The organism is Pseudomonas fluorescens, from assembly GCF_002022275.1.
Lineage (GTDB): Bacteria > Pseudomonadota > Gammaproteobacteria > Pseudomonadales > Pseudomonadaceae > Aquipseudomonas > Aquipseudomonas fluorescens_AJ.
On the sequence record NZ_MSDF01000014.1, the window covers coordinates 629790 to 648087 of the forward strand.

An 18298-nucleotide genomic window follows, 5' to 3' on the forward strand; every position below is an offset into this window, starting at 1 on the left:
AGACTCCTTATTGAACGGCTTTGCGCGGCGCCGAAGGATCGGCCGGCAACGTAAAAGAACGCAGATCGATCGTCGGTGCGCCGTCGGCGCCCAGGCGATGATCCAGAATAAGCAGCTTGGCGTGAGCCAGGCCCAGGCTCAGTTGACCGAGGTACTGTTCCAGCACGAACGCCTGACCCGCCGTGGCATACGCCTTTTGCTCGGCGGCAAAACGCAGGTCCGCAGCCTGGGCACCGGCATTCACTTCGCGCGCGGTGGCCAGGGCCTGGTCGCGCGCGGTGCTGGCTTGCAGCAAGGCCTGGTTGGTTTGCTCGCTGGCTGCGCCGCGCTCGCGGGAGATCAACGCCTGGGCGCCGATCTGCGCGGCTTGCACGCCGTGGTAGGCATTGGCCGCGCCCGCCGGTGGGTGAATGGCTTCGACCACCGTGGCGAGAATTTCCACGCCGCTGTCGAGTTTTTGCAGGTCGGCCTGCACGGCGCGACCGACTTCGTCAGCGAGAAGGGTGCGCTGTTCGCCGAGTAATTCGTCGAGGGTGCGCGAGGCAAAATCGTGAACCAGGATGCGGCTGGCCGTGCTGCGGATCAGCGTCGGCACGTCGGCCGTGTTGTAGGTGGCGGCGAGCGCGGCGTGATCGGTAAGGCCAATGCGGTAGACGAACCGCACATCCATATTGACGATCTGGAAGCTCTGCTTGTCGCCGCTGCTGCTGGCGATCACCTGGGATTTGTCATTCACATGGCTGGCGTCCCACAACCGGTTGGCAATGGACGGCGCCGGGCCTTCAGCAGGAGCCAGCTCAGGCGCGGCGGCTTCGCTGACGCTGGTGGCCAGTTCATGCACCACGCCGTTTTCCACATTCAGTACACGGCCCAATGGCCATGGCAGCCCGGCATGCAAGCCTGGGCCGAACACTTCGACCGGTTTGCCAAAGCGTTCATAAATCCCACGACCTTGCAGGGGCACTTCGTGCACGCCGGTCAACGCCCAGCCGACGGCCAGCACCACCAACAACACGGGGAAAAAAGCCCGGCGCATGTAGGTAAACGCCCAGATCTGGCGCAGGTCGATGCCGAAACGGTTGTGCAACTCGTGCTGCAGCGCCAATAAGGGCTGGGGCGGCCAGCGCAGCAATCCGGCGATAAAACTTTGCGCCATCAGGCGTGGTTCCACCCGCGGCTGGCGCGGGCTGAACAGCGACAGCACGGCCCGGAGCAAAAATTCCGCTGCGACCAGCCCCGGCAACACACCGATCAGCACCGCCACGCGCAGTGGCCATACCGACTCTGCGCCGGCGAACAGCAAGCAAATCGCACTGACCACCAGGCTCACAATCGCCACCCGGCTCAACTGCGCCAGCTGCGATGCTTCCGGCCATTGCGCGGCGGTTTCCTGCGCCAGGCGGCGCTCGAACACCAGCAAGCCAAACGCCAGCGCCAATGCCAGCGCGGCGCCGATGCTCGCCGACTGGCCGACAGCGGCAGACGGCAACGCCAGGTTCCAGAATTCGACGATGCTGACCAGCGCCAGCAACGACCAGCCGGCCAGCCACAAAACGGGGGCGCCGATTTGCGCGATCAGACCGCTGCCGAAACGCCCCACAAGGCGCGCGTACAAACCTGCATCTTCAACCGGTGCATCGACTACGGCCGTCGTCGGCTCTTCCAACGCTTGAGCGCGCCAGTCGGCCGCCCACCACGCCGACTGCAATCCGGCCACCAGCACCAGCAGCGCAGACGCGCAGTTGATCAACACCACCGGCCAGATCGACAACGGCGTAAACAACGCGACAAACAGCGCCAGCACCCAACCGCACACGGCCAGGGCCGTCAGGCTGATGCCGGCTTGCCGGAGCCTGCGTGCGTGAAACAACCCCTGCTGAAAACGCGGCAGGCCCTCGACCGAGGCGCCGTCCGCTTCTAGATCCACTTGCATCCACTCAACGCCTAGATGTACACAATTCGTTACGATATAACACGGAGCGTGAAATTTTTGTTCGAAAACAACACAAAACCCTGTGGGAGCGGGCTTGCCCGCGATGACGGAGGGTCAGTTATCGGTGGTCAGCCTGATAGACCGCTATCGCGGGCAAGCCCGCTCCCACATTTGTACGGCGGTGTGCAGAAGACCGTGATTAAACCCCCAGAAACACGAGCCATCACTGGTGCAGGCCACGATTAGTCGGCACACTCCAAAACAGTTTTTCGCGGGTTCACGGACAAGGAAGCGCCATCCCCCATGATTTCGATCTATCAGCTCAAGCCGCGTTTTCAAAACCTGCTGCGCCCCCTTGTGCAGCGCCTCTACGACAACGGCACAACCGCCAACCAGATCACCGTGCTGGCCGGCGTGGTTTCCCTGCTGGTCGGCCTGTTGATCGCAAGCTTCGCCCAACACCTTTGGCTGTTTGCGCTGATCCCGCTGTGGATGATCCTGCGCATGGCCCTCAATGCCATCGACGGCATGCTCGCGCGGGAATTCGGCCAGCAGTCGCGCCTTGGCGCCTACCTCAATGAACTGTGCGACGTGATCGCCGACAGCGCGCTGATCCTGCCCTTTGCACTGATCCCCGGCGTGAGCCTGGCGCCGGTGCTGCTGGTGGCGTTGCTGGCGGTGTTCAGCGAATACGCGGGCGTACTCGGGCCGATGGTCGGCGCTTCGCGGCGCTACGACGGGCCGATGGGCAAGAGTGATCGCGCCTTTGTACTCGGCGTGCTGGCCACCGGCGTGGCACTCGGCTGGCTCGGTGCGGGCTGGGTCGACACGGTGATGTGGCTGGTCGCCGCCCTGCTCGCCTACACCCTGGTCAACCGCGTGCGCCAAGGCCTCAAAGAAGACAATACCTCTCCGATTGCATAAGGATTTTTGCGATGCGCGAACAGCAAGAACACACCTTCAGTACCCATGATGGCGTCGAGCTTTTCTACCGGCACTGGCCGGCCACCGCCCCACAGGGTGATGAGCCGCGAAAGGCGATCCTGCTGTTCCATCGCGGCCATGAGCATTCGGGGCGCATCGCCCACCTGGTCGATGAACTCGATCTGCCGCAGTTCGACTTTTTCGCCTGGGACGCCCGCGGCCACGGCCAATCCCCCGGCGAACGCGGCGACAGCCCGAGCTTCGCCACCAGCGCCCGCGATGTGCAGACCTTCTGCGACCACCTCGGCGCCACGTACAGCATTGAAGAGCAAGACATCGCCGTCATCGCCCAAAGCGTCGGCGCAGTGATCGCAGCCACTTGGGTGCACGACTACGCGCCAAAGATTCGCGCGTTAGTGCTGGCCTCCCCGGCGTTCAAGGTCAAACTCTACGTGCCCTTCGCCCGCCCGGGCCTGGCGCTGATGCGCAGGTTTCGCGGCAACTTTTTCGTCAACAGCTACGTCAAGGCCAAGTTCCTCAGCCACGACCCGCAGCGCGTGGCCTCCTACGACAGCGACCCGCTGATCACCAAGGCCATCTCGGTGAATGTGCTGCTCGGGCTGTACGAAGCCGCCGACCGCGTTGTAGCCGATGCCCAAGCGATCCAGGTGCCCACCCAACTGTTGATCTCGGGCTCGGACTTCGTGGTGCACCGCAAACCCCAGCAGCAGTTTTTCGACCGCCTCGGCAGCCTGAAAAAAGAGCTGCACATCCTGCCCGGTTTTTTCCACGACACCCTCGGCGAACGCGACCGCGCGGTGGCCGTGAGCAGCGCCAAGCGCTTTATCCTGCAAAACTTCACGCAGCCGCTGGACCGCGCCTCGTTGCTCGACGCAGACAAGCTCGGCGCCACCTGCGCCGAGTCCGAATCCCTCGCCGCACCGCTGCCGCGCAATTCCTTGCGCGACCTGTACTGGCGCATGACCCGCGCCAGCATGGGCCTGGGCAAGAACCTGTCGAGCGGCGTAAAACTGGGCTTCGACACCGGTTTCGACTCCGGTAGCACCTTGGATTACGTGTACCGCAACACGCCCACCGGCAAGGGCGGGCTGGGGCGAATGATCGACACCAACTACCTCAACTCCATCGGCTGGCGCGGCATTCGTCAACGCAAGCTGAATGTCGAGGAGCTACTGCGTTTGGCCATGGCCAAGTTGCGAGCTGATGATCGCGAAGTGCGCATTGTCGACATCGCCGCCGGCCACGGCCGCTACATTCTGGAAGCCTTGCAGGGTGTGTCGCCGTTGCCGGAATCGATCCTGCTGCGCGACTACAGCGACATCAACGTACGCGACGGTGGCGCGCTGATTCGTGAAAAAGGCCTGGGGGATATCGCCCAATTCGTCAAAGGCGATGCGTTTGACCGTGCCGACCTCGCCGCGCTGGACCCCAAGCCAACGCTGGCAGTGGTGTCCGGGTTGTATGAGCTGTTTGCCGACAACGGCATGGTCGGCGGTTCATTGGCAGGCCTTGCCGAAGCGGTGGAGCCAGGCGGTTATCTGGTCTACACCGGCCAGCCGTGGCACCCGCAGCTGGAACTGATCGCCCGCGCATTGACCAGCCACCGCCAGGGCCAGGCCTGGGTGATGCGCCGTCGCAGCCAGGCGGAAATGGATCAACTGGTCGAGGCGGCGGGTTTCCGCAAAATTACCCAGCGTGTGGATGAGTGGGGCATTTTCACCGTGTCCCTGGCACAGAAGATCTGAACATGCGCGAGCCCGGCTTATTGAAACCAGCGGTGCTTTGGCTGCTGCTGTTGGCGCCGCTGTTTTTCAGCACCTACGGCTTCGCCACCTGGGTCACCAGCCAGCGCAGCGACGTCGGCACACTGGTGTTCGGCTGGGAAACCCATATGCCCTTTTGGGCGTGGACCATCGTGCCGTACTGGTCCATCGACCTGCTCTACGGCTTTTCCCTGCTGCTGCCCAACACTCGGCATGAGCTGAAGCAACACGCGCTGCGCCTGCTCAGTGCGCAAGTCATTGCGGTGAGCTGCTTCCTGATCTGGCCGCTGCGTTTCACTTTCGAACGGCCTGAACTGGATGGCGTGTTCGGCTGGCTGTTTGCCGTGCTGGCGGGGTTCGACAAGCCATTCAATCAAGCGCCTTCGTTGCATATCGCGCTGCTAGTGATCCTGTGGGTCATGTACCAGCGGCATACCCAGGGTTTCTGGCGCCTGCTGGTGCACGGTTGGTTCGCGTTGATCGGGGTTTCGGTGCTGACCACTTATCAACATCACTTTATCGACTTACCCACAGGCGCCCTCGCCGGTTGGATATGCGTGTGGTTGTGGCCGGTGGAACATCCGAGCCCGTTGTTGAATGTAAGGCTGACGCGCGATCCCAAGCGGTGGCGGCTGGGCGTGCGTTATGGGCTGGGCGCATTGGTTTTGGTGATTCTCACCTTTGTATTGGGCGGATGGTGGTTATGGCTGCTGTGGCCCGCAGTTTCTCTGGGTTTGATCAAGGCGAATTACCTGCTGCTTGGTGCAAGCGGCTTTCAGAAGCGCGCCGATGGCCGACTGACACCTGCCGCGCGCTGGCTGTATGCGCCCTATGTGGCAGGCGCGTGGATAAATTCGCGCCTGTGGACCCACAAGCATCCCCAACCCGATCTGATTGTGGATAACGTTTGGCTGGGGCGCATTCCTGCGATAGGAGAGCAAGGTTCATTCAAAGCGATCGTCGATCTCTGCGCCGAATTGCCGATTAATCCACAGGGCCGCGCCTATCAATCCATCCCCGTGCTGGACCTTGTCGCCCCCACGCCTGACGAATGCCTGCAAGCCGCGCACGCCATCGAGCGCCTGCGCACACACGGCCCATTGCTGGTGTGTTGCGCCCTCGGCTATTCACGCAGCGCCACGGCCGTAGCCGCCTGGCTGTTGCACAGCGGGCGCGCGGCAACCGTCGACGACGCACTGGCTATTATTCGTACAGCGCGGGCCCATGTGGTCCTGCACCCCGCTCACCGTGAAGCTTTGGAGGGGTTATCCCATGCCCGCTGATATGGAATTGCAGGTTGTCGCCAGCCTGCTGCGCCGTGGCCGTTCGCTGGATCAGTTATCCACAGGCCTGACGCTGCTCGGCTTTTTATTCGGTCTGGCGCAGCTGTTGATGGCGAGCATCTCGACCATCTGCCTGTTGCTCGCCCTGTGGATGATTGCGCTTGGGCTGCTGCAAAAGTACTGGGCGTTGCGCGTGGCGTTCGACGCCGACCTGTTCGCCCTGCTGGCCCGCGACACCGAACGCACGCCAGACCTCGACCAGGCCCTGCAAACCCTCGGCCTGCAATCGGCCAAGCGCGTCGGCCGGCCTTGGACCGAACGCCGTCGCGGCGCCCTCAAACTGCTGCGCAAGCAGGCCTGGTTATTGGGCGCACAAGCCGCACTGACCCTGGCCGTGATCCTCGCCAGCCCTTGGCTACCTTTCGCCGGATAAGGAATCCCCATGTTCGAACCCGTGGTCGCCACGCTGATTACCTCCATGGCCCGCACCGTCACCGGCGCCCGCAGCCTGTGGCTGGGTTGCGCGCCGGTGCCGGTGCAGCGCATCTACTTCGCCAACCACAGCAGCCACGGCGACTTCGTGTTGCTGTGGGCCTCGCTGCCGCAAAACCTGCGCAAATTCACGCGCCCGGTGGCGGGCAGCGACTACTGGAACAAAAGCGCCTTGCGCCGCTACATCATCACCCGCGTGTTCAATGGCGTGTTGATCGACCGAGAGCGCAAGGACCCTGTGGATAACCCCTTGCAGCCCATGCTCGCCGCGCTTGAAGGCGGCGACTCGCTGATCATCTTCCCCGAAGGTACGCGAAACCTCGAAGACGGCCTGCTGCCATTCAAAAGCGGCCTGTATCACCTGGCAAAAAGTTACCCACAGGCCGAGCTGATCCCGGTGTGGATCGCCAACCTCAACCGGGTCATGCCCAAGGGCCGCGTGCTGCCACTGCCTCTACTGTGCACCACCAGCTTCGGCGCGCCGCTGCAACTGGAGGACGGCGAAGACAAAGTCGCTTTTCTCACCCGCACCCGCGACGCCTTGCTCGCCCTCGCTCCGGAGCACGTCTGACATGGATAGCCAAACCCTGATGTTATTCGGCGGCATCGGCGCGATCCTGGTGCTCGCCTCGCTGATCGGCCTGATCCTCAAGCTGCGCACACGCAGCGCGCCCAACGCGGTGGTCGAAAACCTCAACGCGCGCATCAACGCCTGGTGGGTGATGGTAGTGGTGATCGGCATCGCCTTCTGGCTCGGCACCGGCGCGGTGATCCTGCTGTTCTACGCGGTATCGTTCTACGCTCTGCGCGAATTCCTCACCCTCACCCCCACCCGCCGCAGCGACTACCCGGCACTGGTGGCCGCGTTCTACCTGGCGCTGCCGCTGCAATACCTGCTGATTTATTCAGACTGGTACGGGCTGTTCTCGATCTTCATCCCGGTGTACGTGTTTCTGCTGCTGCCAATCCTCGCCTCGCTGGGCGGCGACAGCACACACTTCCTGGAACGCGCGTCGAAAGTGCAGTGGGGCCTGATGATCGCGGTGTTCTGCGTGTCCTTCGTGCCCGCGCTGCTGACCCTCGATATACCCGGCTACGAAGGCCGCAACCTGCTGCTGATCGCCTACCTGGTGATCGTGGTGCAACTGTCGGACGTGCTGCAGTACGTGTGCGGCAAGCTGTTCGGCAAGCACAAAATCGCGCCCAACCTGTCGCCGTCCAAAACCGTGGAAGGCTTTGTCGGCGGCATTTTGCTCTCGTCCCTGATCGGCGCGGCGCTGTGGTGGACCACGCCGTTCAACCCGTGGCAGTCGTTCTTGATCGCACTGCTGATCAACCTGCTGGGCTTTGCCGGCGGCATCGTGATGTCGGCGATCAAGCGCGACCGCGGCGTGAAGGACTGGGGGCACATGATCGAAGGCCACGGCGGCATGCTGGATCGGCTGGATTCGGTGTGTTTTGCCGCGCCGATTTTCTTCCACCTCGTGCGGTATTGGTGGACCTGAATCCTCACGCCGATCGTTCCCATGCTCCGCGTGGCAATGCATCCTGTGACGCTCTGCGTCACGACCTCAAGAGCGGACGCGGAGCGTCCAGGGCGGCATTCCCACGCAGAGCGTGGGAACGATCCAATCCAAAGGCTGATGAACATCAAATGTGGGAGCTGGCTTGCCTGCGATGACGGAGTGTCAGCTGACATAAATATTGGCTGTGCCGACGCTATCGCAGGCAAGCCAGCTCCCACAGTGATTCGGGGCAATGTCGAGAGTGCGCAAAGTCTGAAACTGCCGTTCCTACCTGCCCCGTCCCTTTCTTTCGCAGGACATTTCCGAGAGAATCCCAGCCGCTTGTGCCCTGCCTTTTCGGTGGCTAGTCTGCGTTCGTCACTGCCAACTCAGTGACCGGGTTTAGTCGCCCGGAAAGATTTACATTGGGCGCACAAGCGCCATCGCAAGCCTGGCGTTTTTTTTCGCCAACGCTTTTTGGTGGCTGTGCGCAGGGCATCTTCGGGTGCGCCGGGTTCCCAATGTTCCGGTCGACTAACCTGCGTACAGCTGCCACCCCATCGTTTAGTCGCGATTGATGGCAGCTCCAATTACCTACATTGGAGTTACCGCAATGAGCAAAGTAAAACCTGATCCGCCCCACCACTTTTTCACCCCCCACCCCGACCTCAGTCTTGAAGACGCCCTGGCTTACGCCTCAGACCTGCTCCACTGCGCCGAAGGATTAAGTGATTCGCCCAAAGCCGCCGGCTACTTGATGGAGATGGCCAAGGTCATGGTGGACCGTTCACTGGACTGCATGAGCCCGCAGTAACCCTGTGGGAGCTGGCTTGCCTGCGATGACGGAGTGTCAGCTGACATAAATACTGGCTGTGCCGACGCTATCGCAGGCAAGCCAGCTCCCACAGGGGTTGGGCGGTGGTTTCAAGTACGCTATCAGCCGGGCAAATGCCCCAGCGGCAACGCCCCTGGGGTTTTCACGGTTTGAATCGCGAAATTACTGCGAATATCCCTCACCCCCGGCAGCTTCAACAGGCTGCCGGTGACAAACCGCTCATACCCGCGCAAATCCGGCACCACCACCTGCAACAGAAAGTCCGATTCCCCCGACACCAGAAACGCCGAGATCACCTCCGGCAGCGCCATCACGGCCTCGCGAAAGGCGTTGGCCTCGGTGTCGTTGTGGCGCTCCACCTTCACGCCAACAAACACCATCATCCCCAGGCCCACTTCATCGCGGTCGAGGGTGGCCTGGTAGCCGCGAATCACCCCGGCTTCTTCGAGCAGGCGCACACGCCTCAGGCAAGGTGAAGCAGACAGGCCGATCTCATCGGCGAGCTGCACGTTGCTCAGGCGACCATCGCGCTGCAGGGCTTCAAGAATCTTGCGGTCAAAAGCATCGAGTTTCAGATTTGGCATAAGTGAATGGCCGCAGTAGTGATTATTGGCAGACAGTGCCAAGACTAGACGCTTTTCTGGCTGACTACGCAAGCACCTGCCCCACCCTTCAACTCTAGAATTAGCCAACATTTGAGGAGGTGAAACATGGCGGAACTCTGGTTATTTCTGGTGGCTCTTTCGGTGGCGTATCTGTTGCCGGGGCCGGACATGATCCTGCTGCTGCAAACCGGCGCCCGCCAGGGCAAAGCCTTGGCGCTGACCACGGCGATTGGCCTGGGGCTGGCGCGAGCATGCCATGTGGCACTGGCGGGCATGGGCTTGGCGACCCTATTCAAGGTGGCACCGTGGACGTTTGACGTGGTGCGCCTGGGTGGCGCGGCCTATCTGTTGTGGCTGGGCGTGCAGTGCCTGCGCGCCAACATGCTGCCCGCCCTCGACTCGGCCAATACCGCGACAACAGCCCATGCCTGGCGCGCGGCATTCCAGCGTGGCCTGCTCACAAACCTGCTCAACCCCAAGGCGCTGCTGTTCTGCTCGGTGCTGCTGCCGCAGTTCATCAACCCGCAGGCCGGCCCGGTGGCGGCGCAGTTTGCTTGGCTGGGCGTGATTCTGGTGGCCGTCGGTTTCGTGTTCGATTGCTGTTACGCCCTGGCCGGTGCGCGTATCGGCCACTGGCTGGCGCGCAATCGCTCGGCGCAACGCGTGCAGCAGTGGTTGTTTGGCAGTCTTTTGATCGGTTTTGCGGTACGCCTCACCTTTGTGCAACACGCCTGAGCCGATCGGCGTATCACGGTCATCTTTTGTATCAAAGACGCGTGTAATATACGCCGCACTTAGCCAGGGATGCTCACCATGTTCGATTCGTTGAAAGCGATCAGCCGCCGTATTGCCGGTGCGTTATTGACTGTGGTGAGGGCCGTCTTTGGCCAATGGCAACCGCCTTCGTGGCTGCGGACTATCGGCCGTGGGCTGGGGAACTTGGGAGGCAAGGCTCGCGCTTATCCGCGCCAGGCGGGCGCCGGGGTCTTGGGCCTGGTATTGCTGGCCGCCGCTGGCTTCTACGGCTGGCAGTGGTATTCCCATCTGCCGCAGCCGCACACCGTGGGCTATTCGCTGCACAAACCAAACCTCACCGACTACACCCAGCCCGTACCGGTTGTGGATAACTTGCAGGTGCGTTTCGCCGAATCCGTGGCCCCCCTGGCGGCGATTGGCAAGCCGGTGACCGAAGGCATCACCCTCAAACCCGAGGTCGCGGGTGCCTGGCGCTGGTCCGATGACCACACCTTGCAGTTCGTGCCGGAAAAAGACTGGCCCATCGACGCCCATTACACCCTCGACCTGGCCAAGAAAAACCTGATGGCCGACGGCGTGTTGCTCAGCCAATACAGCAGCCAGTTTTCCACCCAGCCATTTCGCGCGACCCTGGCGCAAAACGAGCTGTATCAGGACCCGTCCAACCCGACGCTGAAACAGCTGGTGGCGACCTTTCATTTTTCCCACCCGGTGGATGAAGACAACCTGCGCAAACGCGCGACGGTCATCCTCGGCAAAGGCCTGGCTTACCGCGACGCCCAGTTACCGAACCGTCCGGAAATCACCTTCGACGATAAAAAGCTCAATGCCTACGTGCGCTCGGCCGCCCTGGCCACGCCGCTGGAAAGCACGCCGGTCAGCGCCAAGCTCGACGAAGGCATCAAGGCCCGCGACGGCGGCAACGCCAGCACCGCACCGCTGGTGTCGGAAGTCACCGTACCGGGCCGTTATCGCCTGACCTTCACCGCCGCCGAAGTGAGTTTTGTCGACAATGAACGCGGCGAGCCGGAGCCGGTGCTGATGTTCAGCAGCTCCAGCGCCGTGGCCGATGAGACCATTGCCGGTAAGGTTCAGGCCTGGCTGCTGCCGGAAAAAGCCCAGGACGACACACGCCCCTATAACAGCAACGACATTGATGACGCCCTGCTGGCCCGCAGCACCAAGGTCAAACTGACCCACGTACCCAGCGTCGAGCCGCTGAACACCTTGCACGCCTTCAAGTTCAAGGCCCCGGCGGGTCGCGCGCTGTATGTGCGCGTGCCGGCCAACCTGGAAGCCATCGGCGGCTATCTGGCGAAAAATCCTACGGCGTCGCTGATCAGCATGCCGGCGTATCCGCGCACCTTGCAGTTTTTGTCTGACGGCGCGTTGCTCAGCCTTAATGGCGAAAAACGCCTGGGCTTCATGGCCCGTGGCGTACCCGGCGCCCATGTGGAAATCGCCCGCCTGCTGCCCAACCAGCTGCAACATTTGGTGGACCAGAGCAGCGGCAGCTTCGCCCGGCCCAACTTTGGCAACGAGTATTTCGATCGCATGGTCGAGCGCCAGTCCCTGGACATTCCGCTGTCGTCCAATGACCCGGCGAAAACCGTTTACGACAACGTGGACCTCAGCCACTACCTCACCGCCAATGGCGGCCGACGCGGCATTTTTGTGCTCAAGCTGAGCCCGCAGGATGATCCGGCGGAACGCACCTTCGAGTACGACAGCACGAGCACCAGCGACCTGCGTTTCATCGTGGTGACGGACTTGGGCATCATCGCCAAACGCTCCAGCGACGGCAGCCATGATGTGTACGTGCAGTCCATCGGCAATGGTTCGCCGGTGTCCGACGCGCAAGTCGACATCATCGGCCGCAACGGTTTGCCGGTCAGCAGTGGCCGCACCGACGCCGAAGGCCACGCGCATTTTGCCAAGCTGGATGAACTGCGCCGTGAGAAAACGCCGCTGATGTATGTGGTCACGCGCGGCAATGACCAGTCGTTCCTGCCGATTGCCCGTCGCTCCCAACAGCTGGATTTGTCGCGCTTTGATGTAGGCGGTTTGGAAGAAGACGGTGCGATTGATCGCCTCAGCGCCTATATGTTTACCGACCGTGGCCTGTACCGCCCGGGCGAAACCGCGCATTTGGGCATGATCGTGCGCAGTGGCAACTGGAAAGGCGCGCTGCAAGGCCTGCCGGTGGAACTGCAAATTACCGACCCGCGCGGCCTGGAAGTGATTCGCCAACCGCTTAAGCTGTCCGCCAGCGGTTTTGAAACCTTTGATTTCCCCAGCAGCGAAGTCGCCCCCGCCGGGGAGTACACCGCAACCTTGCAACTGATCGGCGAGAAGCAAACCCGCACCGACCTGGGCAGTGTCAGCTTCAAGGTCCGCGACTTTGAGCCGGACCGCATGAAAGTCAGCCTGAGCCTGCACGACACGCCTGTGCAGGGCTGGATTCCACCGGACCAAGTGGTGGCCAAAGTCACCGCCATGCACCTGTTCGGCGCCCCGGCGTCGGGCCGTCGCGTCACCGCGAAAATGTCCCTGAGCCCCACGCTCGCGGCGTTCGACCGTTACCCGGATTACCGCTTCCGCCTCAATGATTCCCTGGAAGATGCCAGCACCGAAGACCTGGCCGAAACCACCGTCGACGATAACGGCCAGGCGGTGCTCGACCTCAACCTGCAACGTTTCGCCAACAGCACCTATCGCCTGCAAGTGATGACCCAGGTGTTCGAAGCCGAAGGCGGTCGCAACGTGGCGGCGCAAAGTGCCTTGCTGGTGTCGTCCGCGCCTTACCTCGTCGGTGTGAAAAGTCAGGATTCGCTGTCGTACGTCGCCAAGGACGCCCCGCGCGAGGTGCAATGGCTGGCCGTCGCACCCGACCTGACCCCGCTGGCCGTAGAGGGCCTGACCAGTGAAGTGGTCGAACACCGTTACGTGTCGGTGCTGGTGAAACAGTCCAACGGCACTTACAAATACGAGTCGCGCATCAAGAACATCAGCCAACCGGCCTCGCCGTTGGTGATGAGCAAAGACGGCGCCAAGCAGGCCTTGAACACCGGCACGCCGGGGGATTTCACCCTGCAAGTGAAGGACGCCAACGGCAACCTGCTGAACCAGATCGACTACAGCGTGGCCGGGCGTGGCAACACCTCTCGCTCGCTTGAGCGCAACGCCGAACTGCAACTGCGCCTGGATAAACGCAGCTACGCCAGCGGTGATGAGATTGCCATCAGCATTCGCGCGCCGTACACCGGCGCGGGCTTGATCACCATTGAGCGCGACAAGGTCTACACCCAGCAGTGGTTCAAGGCCGACAGCACCAACAGCGTGCAACACATCCGTGTGCCTGCGGGGCTTGAGGGCAATGCCTACGTCAACGTGCAGTTTGTGCGCGATATGGGCTCGGCCGAGGTGTACATGAGCCCGCTGTCCTACGGCGTGGTGCCGTTCAGCATCAACCTGGATGCGCGACGCATGGCGTTGAAGGTTGAAGGGCCTGTGAAGATCGAGCCGGGGCAAACGCTGGACATCAAGGTGACGGCCGACCGCCCGGGCCGCGCAGTGGTCTACGCGGTGGACGAAGGCATCCTGCAAGTGGCGCGCTATCAGACGCCGGACCCGTTGGGGTTCTTCTTCCAGAAACGCGCGTTGGAGGTCGGCACCAGTCAGATTCTTGACCTGATCCTGCCGGAATTCAGCCGCCTGCTCAGTGGGGCAGCGCCCGGTGGCGATACAGAAGGCGCCCTGGCCAATCACCTGAACCCGTTCAAACGTAAACATCAGCCGCCAGTGGCCTGGTGGTCCGGGTTGGTCGACCTGCCGGCCGGTGAAACCGTGCTGCATTACCAGGTACCGGACAGCTTCAACGGCAAGTTGCACCTGTTTGCGGTGGCGGTGGATGCCGACAGCGTCGGCGTCAGCGAGGCCAGCACCGACGTGCGCGGGCCGATCGTGATCACGCCTAACGTGCCCGCCTTTGTGGCGCCGGGGGATGTGTTCAGCGTCAGCGCCGGGGTGTTCAGCAACCTCGACGCGGCGGCCGATGTGAAGTTTGAAGTGCAGACCAGCGCGGGGCTGATCGTGCAGGGCGACAAGGCCAGCACGCTGTCGTTGCAACCGCGCAAGGAAGGCACCGCCGAGTTCAAGATCAAGGTGGGTGAAACCCTCGGCTCGGCGGACCTGCGTTTTGTCGCGGTACTGCCCGACGGCAAGCGCATCCAGGTGGCCGAAACCACCTCGATCCGCCCACTGAGCGAACACCGCGTAGCCCTGAGCCTGGGCCGTTTCGACAGCGCCAGCAAAGAGCTCAAACCCACCCGCGAGCTGTTCAGCCAACTGCGCGACGTGCAACTGGGCGTGGCGGCCTCGCCGCTGGTGTGGGCCAACGGCCTCAAGCATTACCTGGATGACTACGGCTACGCCTGCACCGAGCAATTGGTGTCCAAGGCCATGCCGGCGTTGATCTGGGGCGGCAACGCGCCCGAAGCCGAGCAGGCCTTCAGCAGCGCCGTACGCATGCTGCGCCAGCGTCAGAATCAGGCCGGAGGCTTTGGCTTGTGGGCGGCCAACCCGGACGTGGCGCCTTACGCCAGCCTGTACGCCACCGACTTCCTGATCGAAGCCAGGGAACGCGGGCTGCCGGTGCCGGAAGACCTGTTGGTACGCTCGAATGCCTATCTGACAGATTTGGCCAACGGCCCGAGCGAAGGCCTGTCGGAATTGCGCAACCGCGCGTACGCCAGTTACCTGCTAAGCCGTCAGGGGATTCTGGTGAGCGGCGCCTTGAGCGATATCCGCGAGCGCTACGAGACTTACTTCAAGGACACGTGGCAGAACGATCTGGGCGCCGCGTACCTGGCCGCCAGCTACAAACTGCTCAAGCAGGATCGTCAGGCGGACGCGCTATTCCGCAAGGTTCCATGGCGCTCGCTTGTGGATAAGTGGGACAGCGACGGCCTGTATTACGACCCGCTGGTGCACGATGCCGAGCACCTGCACCTGCTCGCGCGGCACTTCCCCGAGTTGCTGGACGACGTGCCGGCGGCGCTGCTGGATAAACTCGGCAAGCGCCTTAACGAGCAGCGTTACAACTCGTTGTCGGCAGCCCTGTTGCTGCGCGCCCTGGACAATTACGGCCAGCGTGCCCAAAGCGACATGACCCTCAAGGCCACCGCCTGGCTGGGCGACAAGCAACAACAATTGCTGGAAATGGCTGGCCAACCGCCGCGCGCTGCCGTACCGGGCGCCACGCAGAAGCTAGTGATGGAAAAAACCGACGGCCCGGCCGCGTTCTACATGCTCAGCGAAGCCGGTTTCGACAAGGGCGCCAAGCTCAAGCCGATCACCAATGGCCTGGAAATTATCCACGAGTACCTCGACCTCAAAGGCGAGCCGGTGAGCAAAGTCGCGGTAGGCGATGAGTTCCTGGTGCGCCTGCGCCTGCGCGCCACCGACCGTGACCAAGTGCAGCAAGTGGCCGTGGTCGACTTGCTGCCGGGGGGCGTCGAGCCTGTGTATAACTTGCCGCCGGAGCCGGAAGCCGCCAGCACCGAGGAAAGTGAAAGCGATGATGCCGAGTACGTGGAAACCGCCGACGGCGAAGAAACTGAAACCTGGCAGGCGCCCATCGGCGAAACCGAGCTGAGTAACTGGCAGCCGGACTACGTGGACGTGCGCGATGATCGGGTAGTGTTGTACGGCACCGCGCTGCGCGACGTAGGCACTTTCGTTTACCGCGTGCGCGCCACCAACGCCGGTACCTTCAACACGCCACCGGCCTACGCCGAAGGCATGTACGAAACCACCCTGCAAGGGCGCGGCAAAGTAGGCCAGCTTGAAATTACCAAGCCTTAAACGCCTGACGCCGCTGCTGGCAGCGGCGGCGCTCTTTGTGGGAGGGCTGGCGGGGCTGCGGCTGTGGCCGCATGCCCCGCTGGAGCAAGCCGTGACCTCGTCGCGGGTGGTATTGGCCGACGATGGCTCGCTGTTGCGCATGACGCTGGCTGACGACGGCCAATACCGACTTTGGCTACCGCTGGAGCGTATGTCACCGTCATTGGTCGAAGCCTTGCTGCTCAAGGAAGACCGCAATTTCTACTGGCACCCGGGGATCAATCCCCCGGCGTTGCTGCGCGCGGCGCTGGCCACTTACAGCGGCGGCCAGCGCCAGGGCGGCTCAACCTTGAGCATGCAATTGGCACGGCGCCTGTGGGACCTGAACACCCGCCAGGTACCCGGCAAGTTGCAGCAGATGGCATTGGCGTTGTGGCTGGAGGCGCGTTACAGCAAACACGACATCCTTGAGGCTTACCTGAACCTGGCGCCCATGGGCGGCAATATCGAAGGCGCCGAGGCGGCCAGCCGCATCTATTTTGGCAAGTCGGCCGCGCAGTTGTCGTTGTCCGAAGCCTTGGCGCTGGCGGTGATTCCGCAGCAACCGGGACGGCGCGCACGCTTCGGGCCTTCGCTGCAAAACGCACGGCTGCGGTTGATGGCGGACTGGCGCGAAACTTATCCACAAGACCCGCGTAACGACAGTTTGCTGGACTTGGCGCTGGAAGCCCGCAACCGCCAGCAAATACCGTTTCTGGCGCCGCACTTGAGCGAGCAACTGCTGGCGTCCCAGGCCGGCAATGAAATCAACAGCACGCTTAATCTGCCGTTGCAGCAATTGCTGGAGCGCCTGATCACCGGCTTTATCGCCGAGCGGCGCAGCACCGGCGTGGAGAACGCCACGGCGATCCTCATCGACAGCCGCGACCAGAGCGTGAAAGCGCTGGTGGGCTCGGCGGATTACTTATCCACAGGCATTCACGGTCAAGTCAACGGCGTGTTGTCGCGGCGCTCGCCGGGTTCGACCCTCAAACCATTTTTGTATGGGCTGGCGCTGGATCAGGGCGTGATCCACCCCATGAGCATCCTTAAGGATTTGCCGACGAACTTCGGCTACTTCCAACCGGAAAATTTCGACGGCAGTTTTGTCGGCCCACTGACGGCACGGGACGCGTTAATCCGTAGCCGAAATATCCCGGCGGTGTGGCTCGCCAGCCAGGTGAAATCCCCCTCTTTATACGGCCTGCTGCAACGCGCCGGCATCAAAGGCTTGCGTGACGAAAGCCATTACGGCTTGGCCCTGGCCCTCGGCGGCGGCGAGATGACGCCGGAGGAACTGGCGCGGCTGTACGTGATGCTGGCCGGTGACGGGCATTTGCGGCCGCTGCGCTATGTGCAGGAGCAGCCGCAATCCACCGGTGCGCAACTGCTGACGCCGCAAGCCGCCTTTATGGTGCGCGACATGCTGCGCCGCAACCCGCGGCCCGACGGTTTGCCCGGTCGCCACTGGCGCACCGCCTGGAAAACCGGCACCTCGTGGGGTTTTCACGATGCATGGAGCGCAGGGCTGGTCGGCCCGTATGTGCTGGTGGTGTGGGTGGGCAATTTCGATGGCCGGCCGAACCCGGCATTTATCGGCGCCAAGACCGCCGCGCCGCTGTTTTTCCGGATTGCCGACGCGCTGCCACTGGCGCAGCCCAACGTGGTGATCAAGCCCGACAAGCCGCCCGCCGGGCTGGTGCGCATCGACGTGTGTGCCGCGTCTGGCGAGTTGCCCAACCGCTGGTGCCCGCAAACCCGAAAGACCTGGTACATCCCCGGCGTGTCGCCGATTCGCGTGTCCAACCTGCACCGTCCGGTGCTCATCGACACACGCACCGGCAAGGCGGCGTGCCCGCCGTTCGAGGCGCAATACACCCGCGAAGAAGTCTTCGAATTCTGGCCCAGCGATGTGCAGCGCCTGTACCGCGCCGCCGGCCTGCCTCGGCGCACGCCGCCCAACGTGATGAAAAACTGCCAGCCCAACCGCCTCAGCGACCGCAGCGAAGCGCCGCAAATACGCTCGCCGCTGACCCAAGTGAGCTATCAGTTGCGCCTGTCTCAGCCACAGGAAAGCATCCCGCTGAACGCCAACGCCGCCAGCGATGCCGCGACGCTGTACTGGTTTGCCAACCAGACCCTGATCGGCCAGGGCCCGCCGCAAACCACGCTGAACTGGCGGCCGGGCAAGTCGGGGGAGTACCGGCTGCGGGTCAGCGATGATCAGGGACGCAGCACCAGCCGGGGTTTGAAAGTGGAGTTTGTGCCCTAGACGAGCACCTTCATTGTGGCGAGCGG

Annotated in this window: 12 protein-coding genes; 10 read left to right on the forward strand and 2 right to left on the reverse strand. The window is 62.7% G+C overall.

All coding sequences use genetic code 11. The features are described from left to right. Window positions 1–7 precede the first annotated feature (7 nt). On the reverse strand, window positions 8–1933 hold the full coding sequence (gene hflK / locus BFW87_RS11160) for a protease modulator HflK (RefSeq protein ID WP_078739879.1): 1926 nt from the start codon (window positions 1931–1933) through the stop codon (window positions 8–10). 303 nt (window positions 1934–2236) lie between these two features. On the opposite strand from hflK, the gene BFW87_RS11165 reads away from it, so the two are divergent. From BFW87_RS11165 to BFW87_RS11200, 7 genes are all read left to right on the forward strand, one after another. Then, window positions 2237–2857, forward strand: coding sequence for a CDP-alcohol phosphatidyltransferase family protein (locus BFW87_RS11165; protein WP_078739880.1), 621 nt, complete (start codon window positions 2237–2239; stop codon window positions 2855–2857). An 11-nt stretch (window positions 2858–2868) separates the two neighbouring features. Beyond that, entirely contained in the window at window positions 2869–4623 is a 1755-nt protein-coding gene (locus BFW87_RS11170; protein WP_078739881.1) for a bifunctional alpha/beta hydrolase/class I SAM-dependent methyltransferase, read from the forward strand. A gap of 2 nt (window positions 4624–4625) precedes the next feature. Next, window positions 4626–5924: a phosphatase PAP2/dual specificity phosphatase family protein gene (locus BFW87_RS11175; protein WP_078739882.1), complete on the forward strand. Its 1299-nt coding sequence runs from the start codon at window positions 4626–4628 to the stop codon at window positions 5922–5924. Further along, window positions 5914–6357, forward strand: coding sequence for a hypothetical protein (locus BFW87_RS11180; RefSeq protein ID WP_078739883.1), 444 nt, complete (start codon window positions 5914–5916; stop codon window positions 6355–6357). The genes BFW87_RS11175 and BFW87_RS11180 overlap by 11 nt, the downstream gene beginning before the upstream one ends. Before the next feature lie 9 nt (window positions 6358–6366). Beyond that, complete coding sequence (locus BFW87_RS11185) at window positions 6367–6987, forward strand: lysophospholipid acyltransferase family protein (RefSeq protein WP_078739884.1); 621 nt, start codon at window positions 6367–6369, stop codon at window positions 6985–6987. A gap of 1 nt (window position 6988) precedes the next feature. Then, complete coding sequence (locus BFW87_RS11190) at window positions 6989–7921, forward strand: phosphatidate cytidylyltransferase (RefSeq protein ID WP_078739885.1); 933 nt, start codon at window positions 6989–6991, stop codon at window positions 7919–7921. A 613-nt stretch (window positions 7922–8534) separates the two neighbouring features. Continuing rightward, window positions 8535–8735 (forward strand): DUF3077 domain-containing protein, encoded by a 201-nt coding sequence (locus tag BFW87_RS11200; RefSeq protein ID WP_071485312.1) that lies wholly within the window; start codon window positions 8535–8537, stop codon window positions 8733–8735. Between the two features lie 122 nt (window positions 8736–8857). Here BFW87_RS11200 and BFW87_RS11205 read toward each other — a convergent pair whose 3' ends face one another. After that, complete coding sequence (locus tag BFW87_RS11205; RefSeq protein ID WP_029529034.1) at window positions 8858–9331, reverse strand: Lrp/AsnC family transcriptional regulator; 474 nt, start codon at window positions 9329–9331, stop codon at window positions 8858–8860. 135 nt (window positions 9332–9466) lie between these two features. Between BFW87_RS11205 and BFW87_RS11210 the strand changes: the two genes are divergently transcribed. The 3 genes from BFW87_RS11210 (at window position 9467) to pbpC (ending at window position 18272) form a co-directional block, all read left to right on the forward strand. After that, window positions 9467–10096 (forward strand): LysE family translocator, encoded by a 630-nt coding sequence (locus BFW87_RS11210; protein WP_078739887.1) that lies wholly within the window; start codon window positions 9467–9469, stop codon window positions 10094–10096. A 78-nt stretch (window positions 10097–10174) separates the two neighbouring features. Beyond that, window positions 10175–15982 carry an alpha-2-macroglobulin gene (locus BFW87_RS11215; RefSeq protein ID WP_078739888.1) on the forward strand — a complete coding sequence of 1936 codons (5808 nt, stop codon included), beginning with the start codon at window positions 10175–10177 and terminating at the stop codon, window positions 15980–15982. Continuing rightward, window positions 15963–18272, forward strand: a complete 2310-nt coding sequence (gene pbpC / locus BFW87_RS11220) for a penicillin-binding protein 1C (RefSeq protein ID WP_078739889.1) — start codon at window positions 15963–15965, stop codon at window positions 18270–18272. Before BFW87_RS11215 ends, pbpC begins: the two co-directional genes overlap by 20 nt. Window positions 18273–18298: the final 26 nt, after the last annotated feature.

What these genes read in the sequence shown, in the direction of transcription:
- hflK (WP_078739879.1), bottom strand. Translation starts at nt 1,933, where the DNA reads ATGCAAGTGGATCTAGAAGCGGACGGCGCCTCGGTCGAGGGCCTGCCG.
- BFW87_RS11165 (WP_078739880.1), top strand. Translation starts at nt 2,237, where the DNA reads ATGATTTCGATCTATCAGCTCAAGCCGCGTTTTCAAAACCTGCTGCGC.
- BFW87_RS11170 (WP_078739881.1), top strand. Translation starts at nt 2,869, where the DNA reads ATGCGCGAACAGCAAGAACACACCTTCAGTACCCATGATGGCGTCGAG.
- BFW87_RS11175 (WP_078739882.1), top strand. Translation starts at nt 4,626, where the DNA reads ATGCGCGAGCCCGGCTTATTGAAACCAGCGGTGCTTTGGCTGCTGCTG.
- BFW87_RS11180 (WP_078739883.1), top strand. Translation starts at nt 5,914, where the DNA reads ATGCCCGCTGATATGGAATTGCAGGTTGTCGCCAGCCTGCTGCGCCGT.
- BFW87_RS11185 (WP_078739884.1), top strand. Translation starts at nt 6,367, where the DNA reads ATGTTCGAACCCGTGGTCGCCACGCTGATTACCTCCATGGCCCGCACC.
- BFW87_RS11190 (WP_078739885.1), top strand. Translation starts at nt 6,989, where the DNA reads ATGGATAGCCAAACCCTGATGTTATTCGGCGGCATCGGCGCGATCCTG.
- BFW87_RS11200 (WP_071485312.1), top strand. Translation starts at nt 8,535, where the DNA reads ATGAGCAAAGTAAAACCTGATCCGCCCCACCACTTTTTCACCCCCCAC.
- BFW87_RS11210 (WP_078739887.1), top strand. Translation starts at nt 9,467, where the DNA reads ATGGCGGAACTCTGGTTATTTCTGGTGGCTCTTTCGGTGGCGTATCTG.
- BFW87_RS11215 (WP_078739888.1), top strand. Translation starts at nt 10,175, where the DNA reads ATGTTCGATTCGTTGAAAGCGATCAGCCGCCGTATTGCCGGTGCGTTA.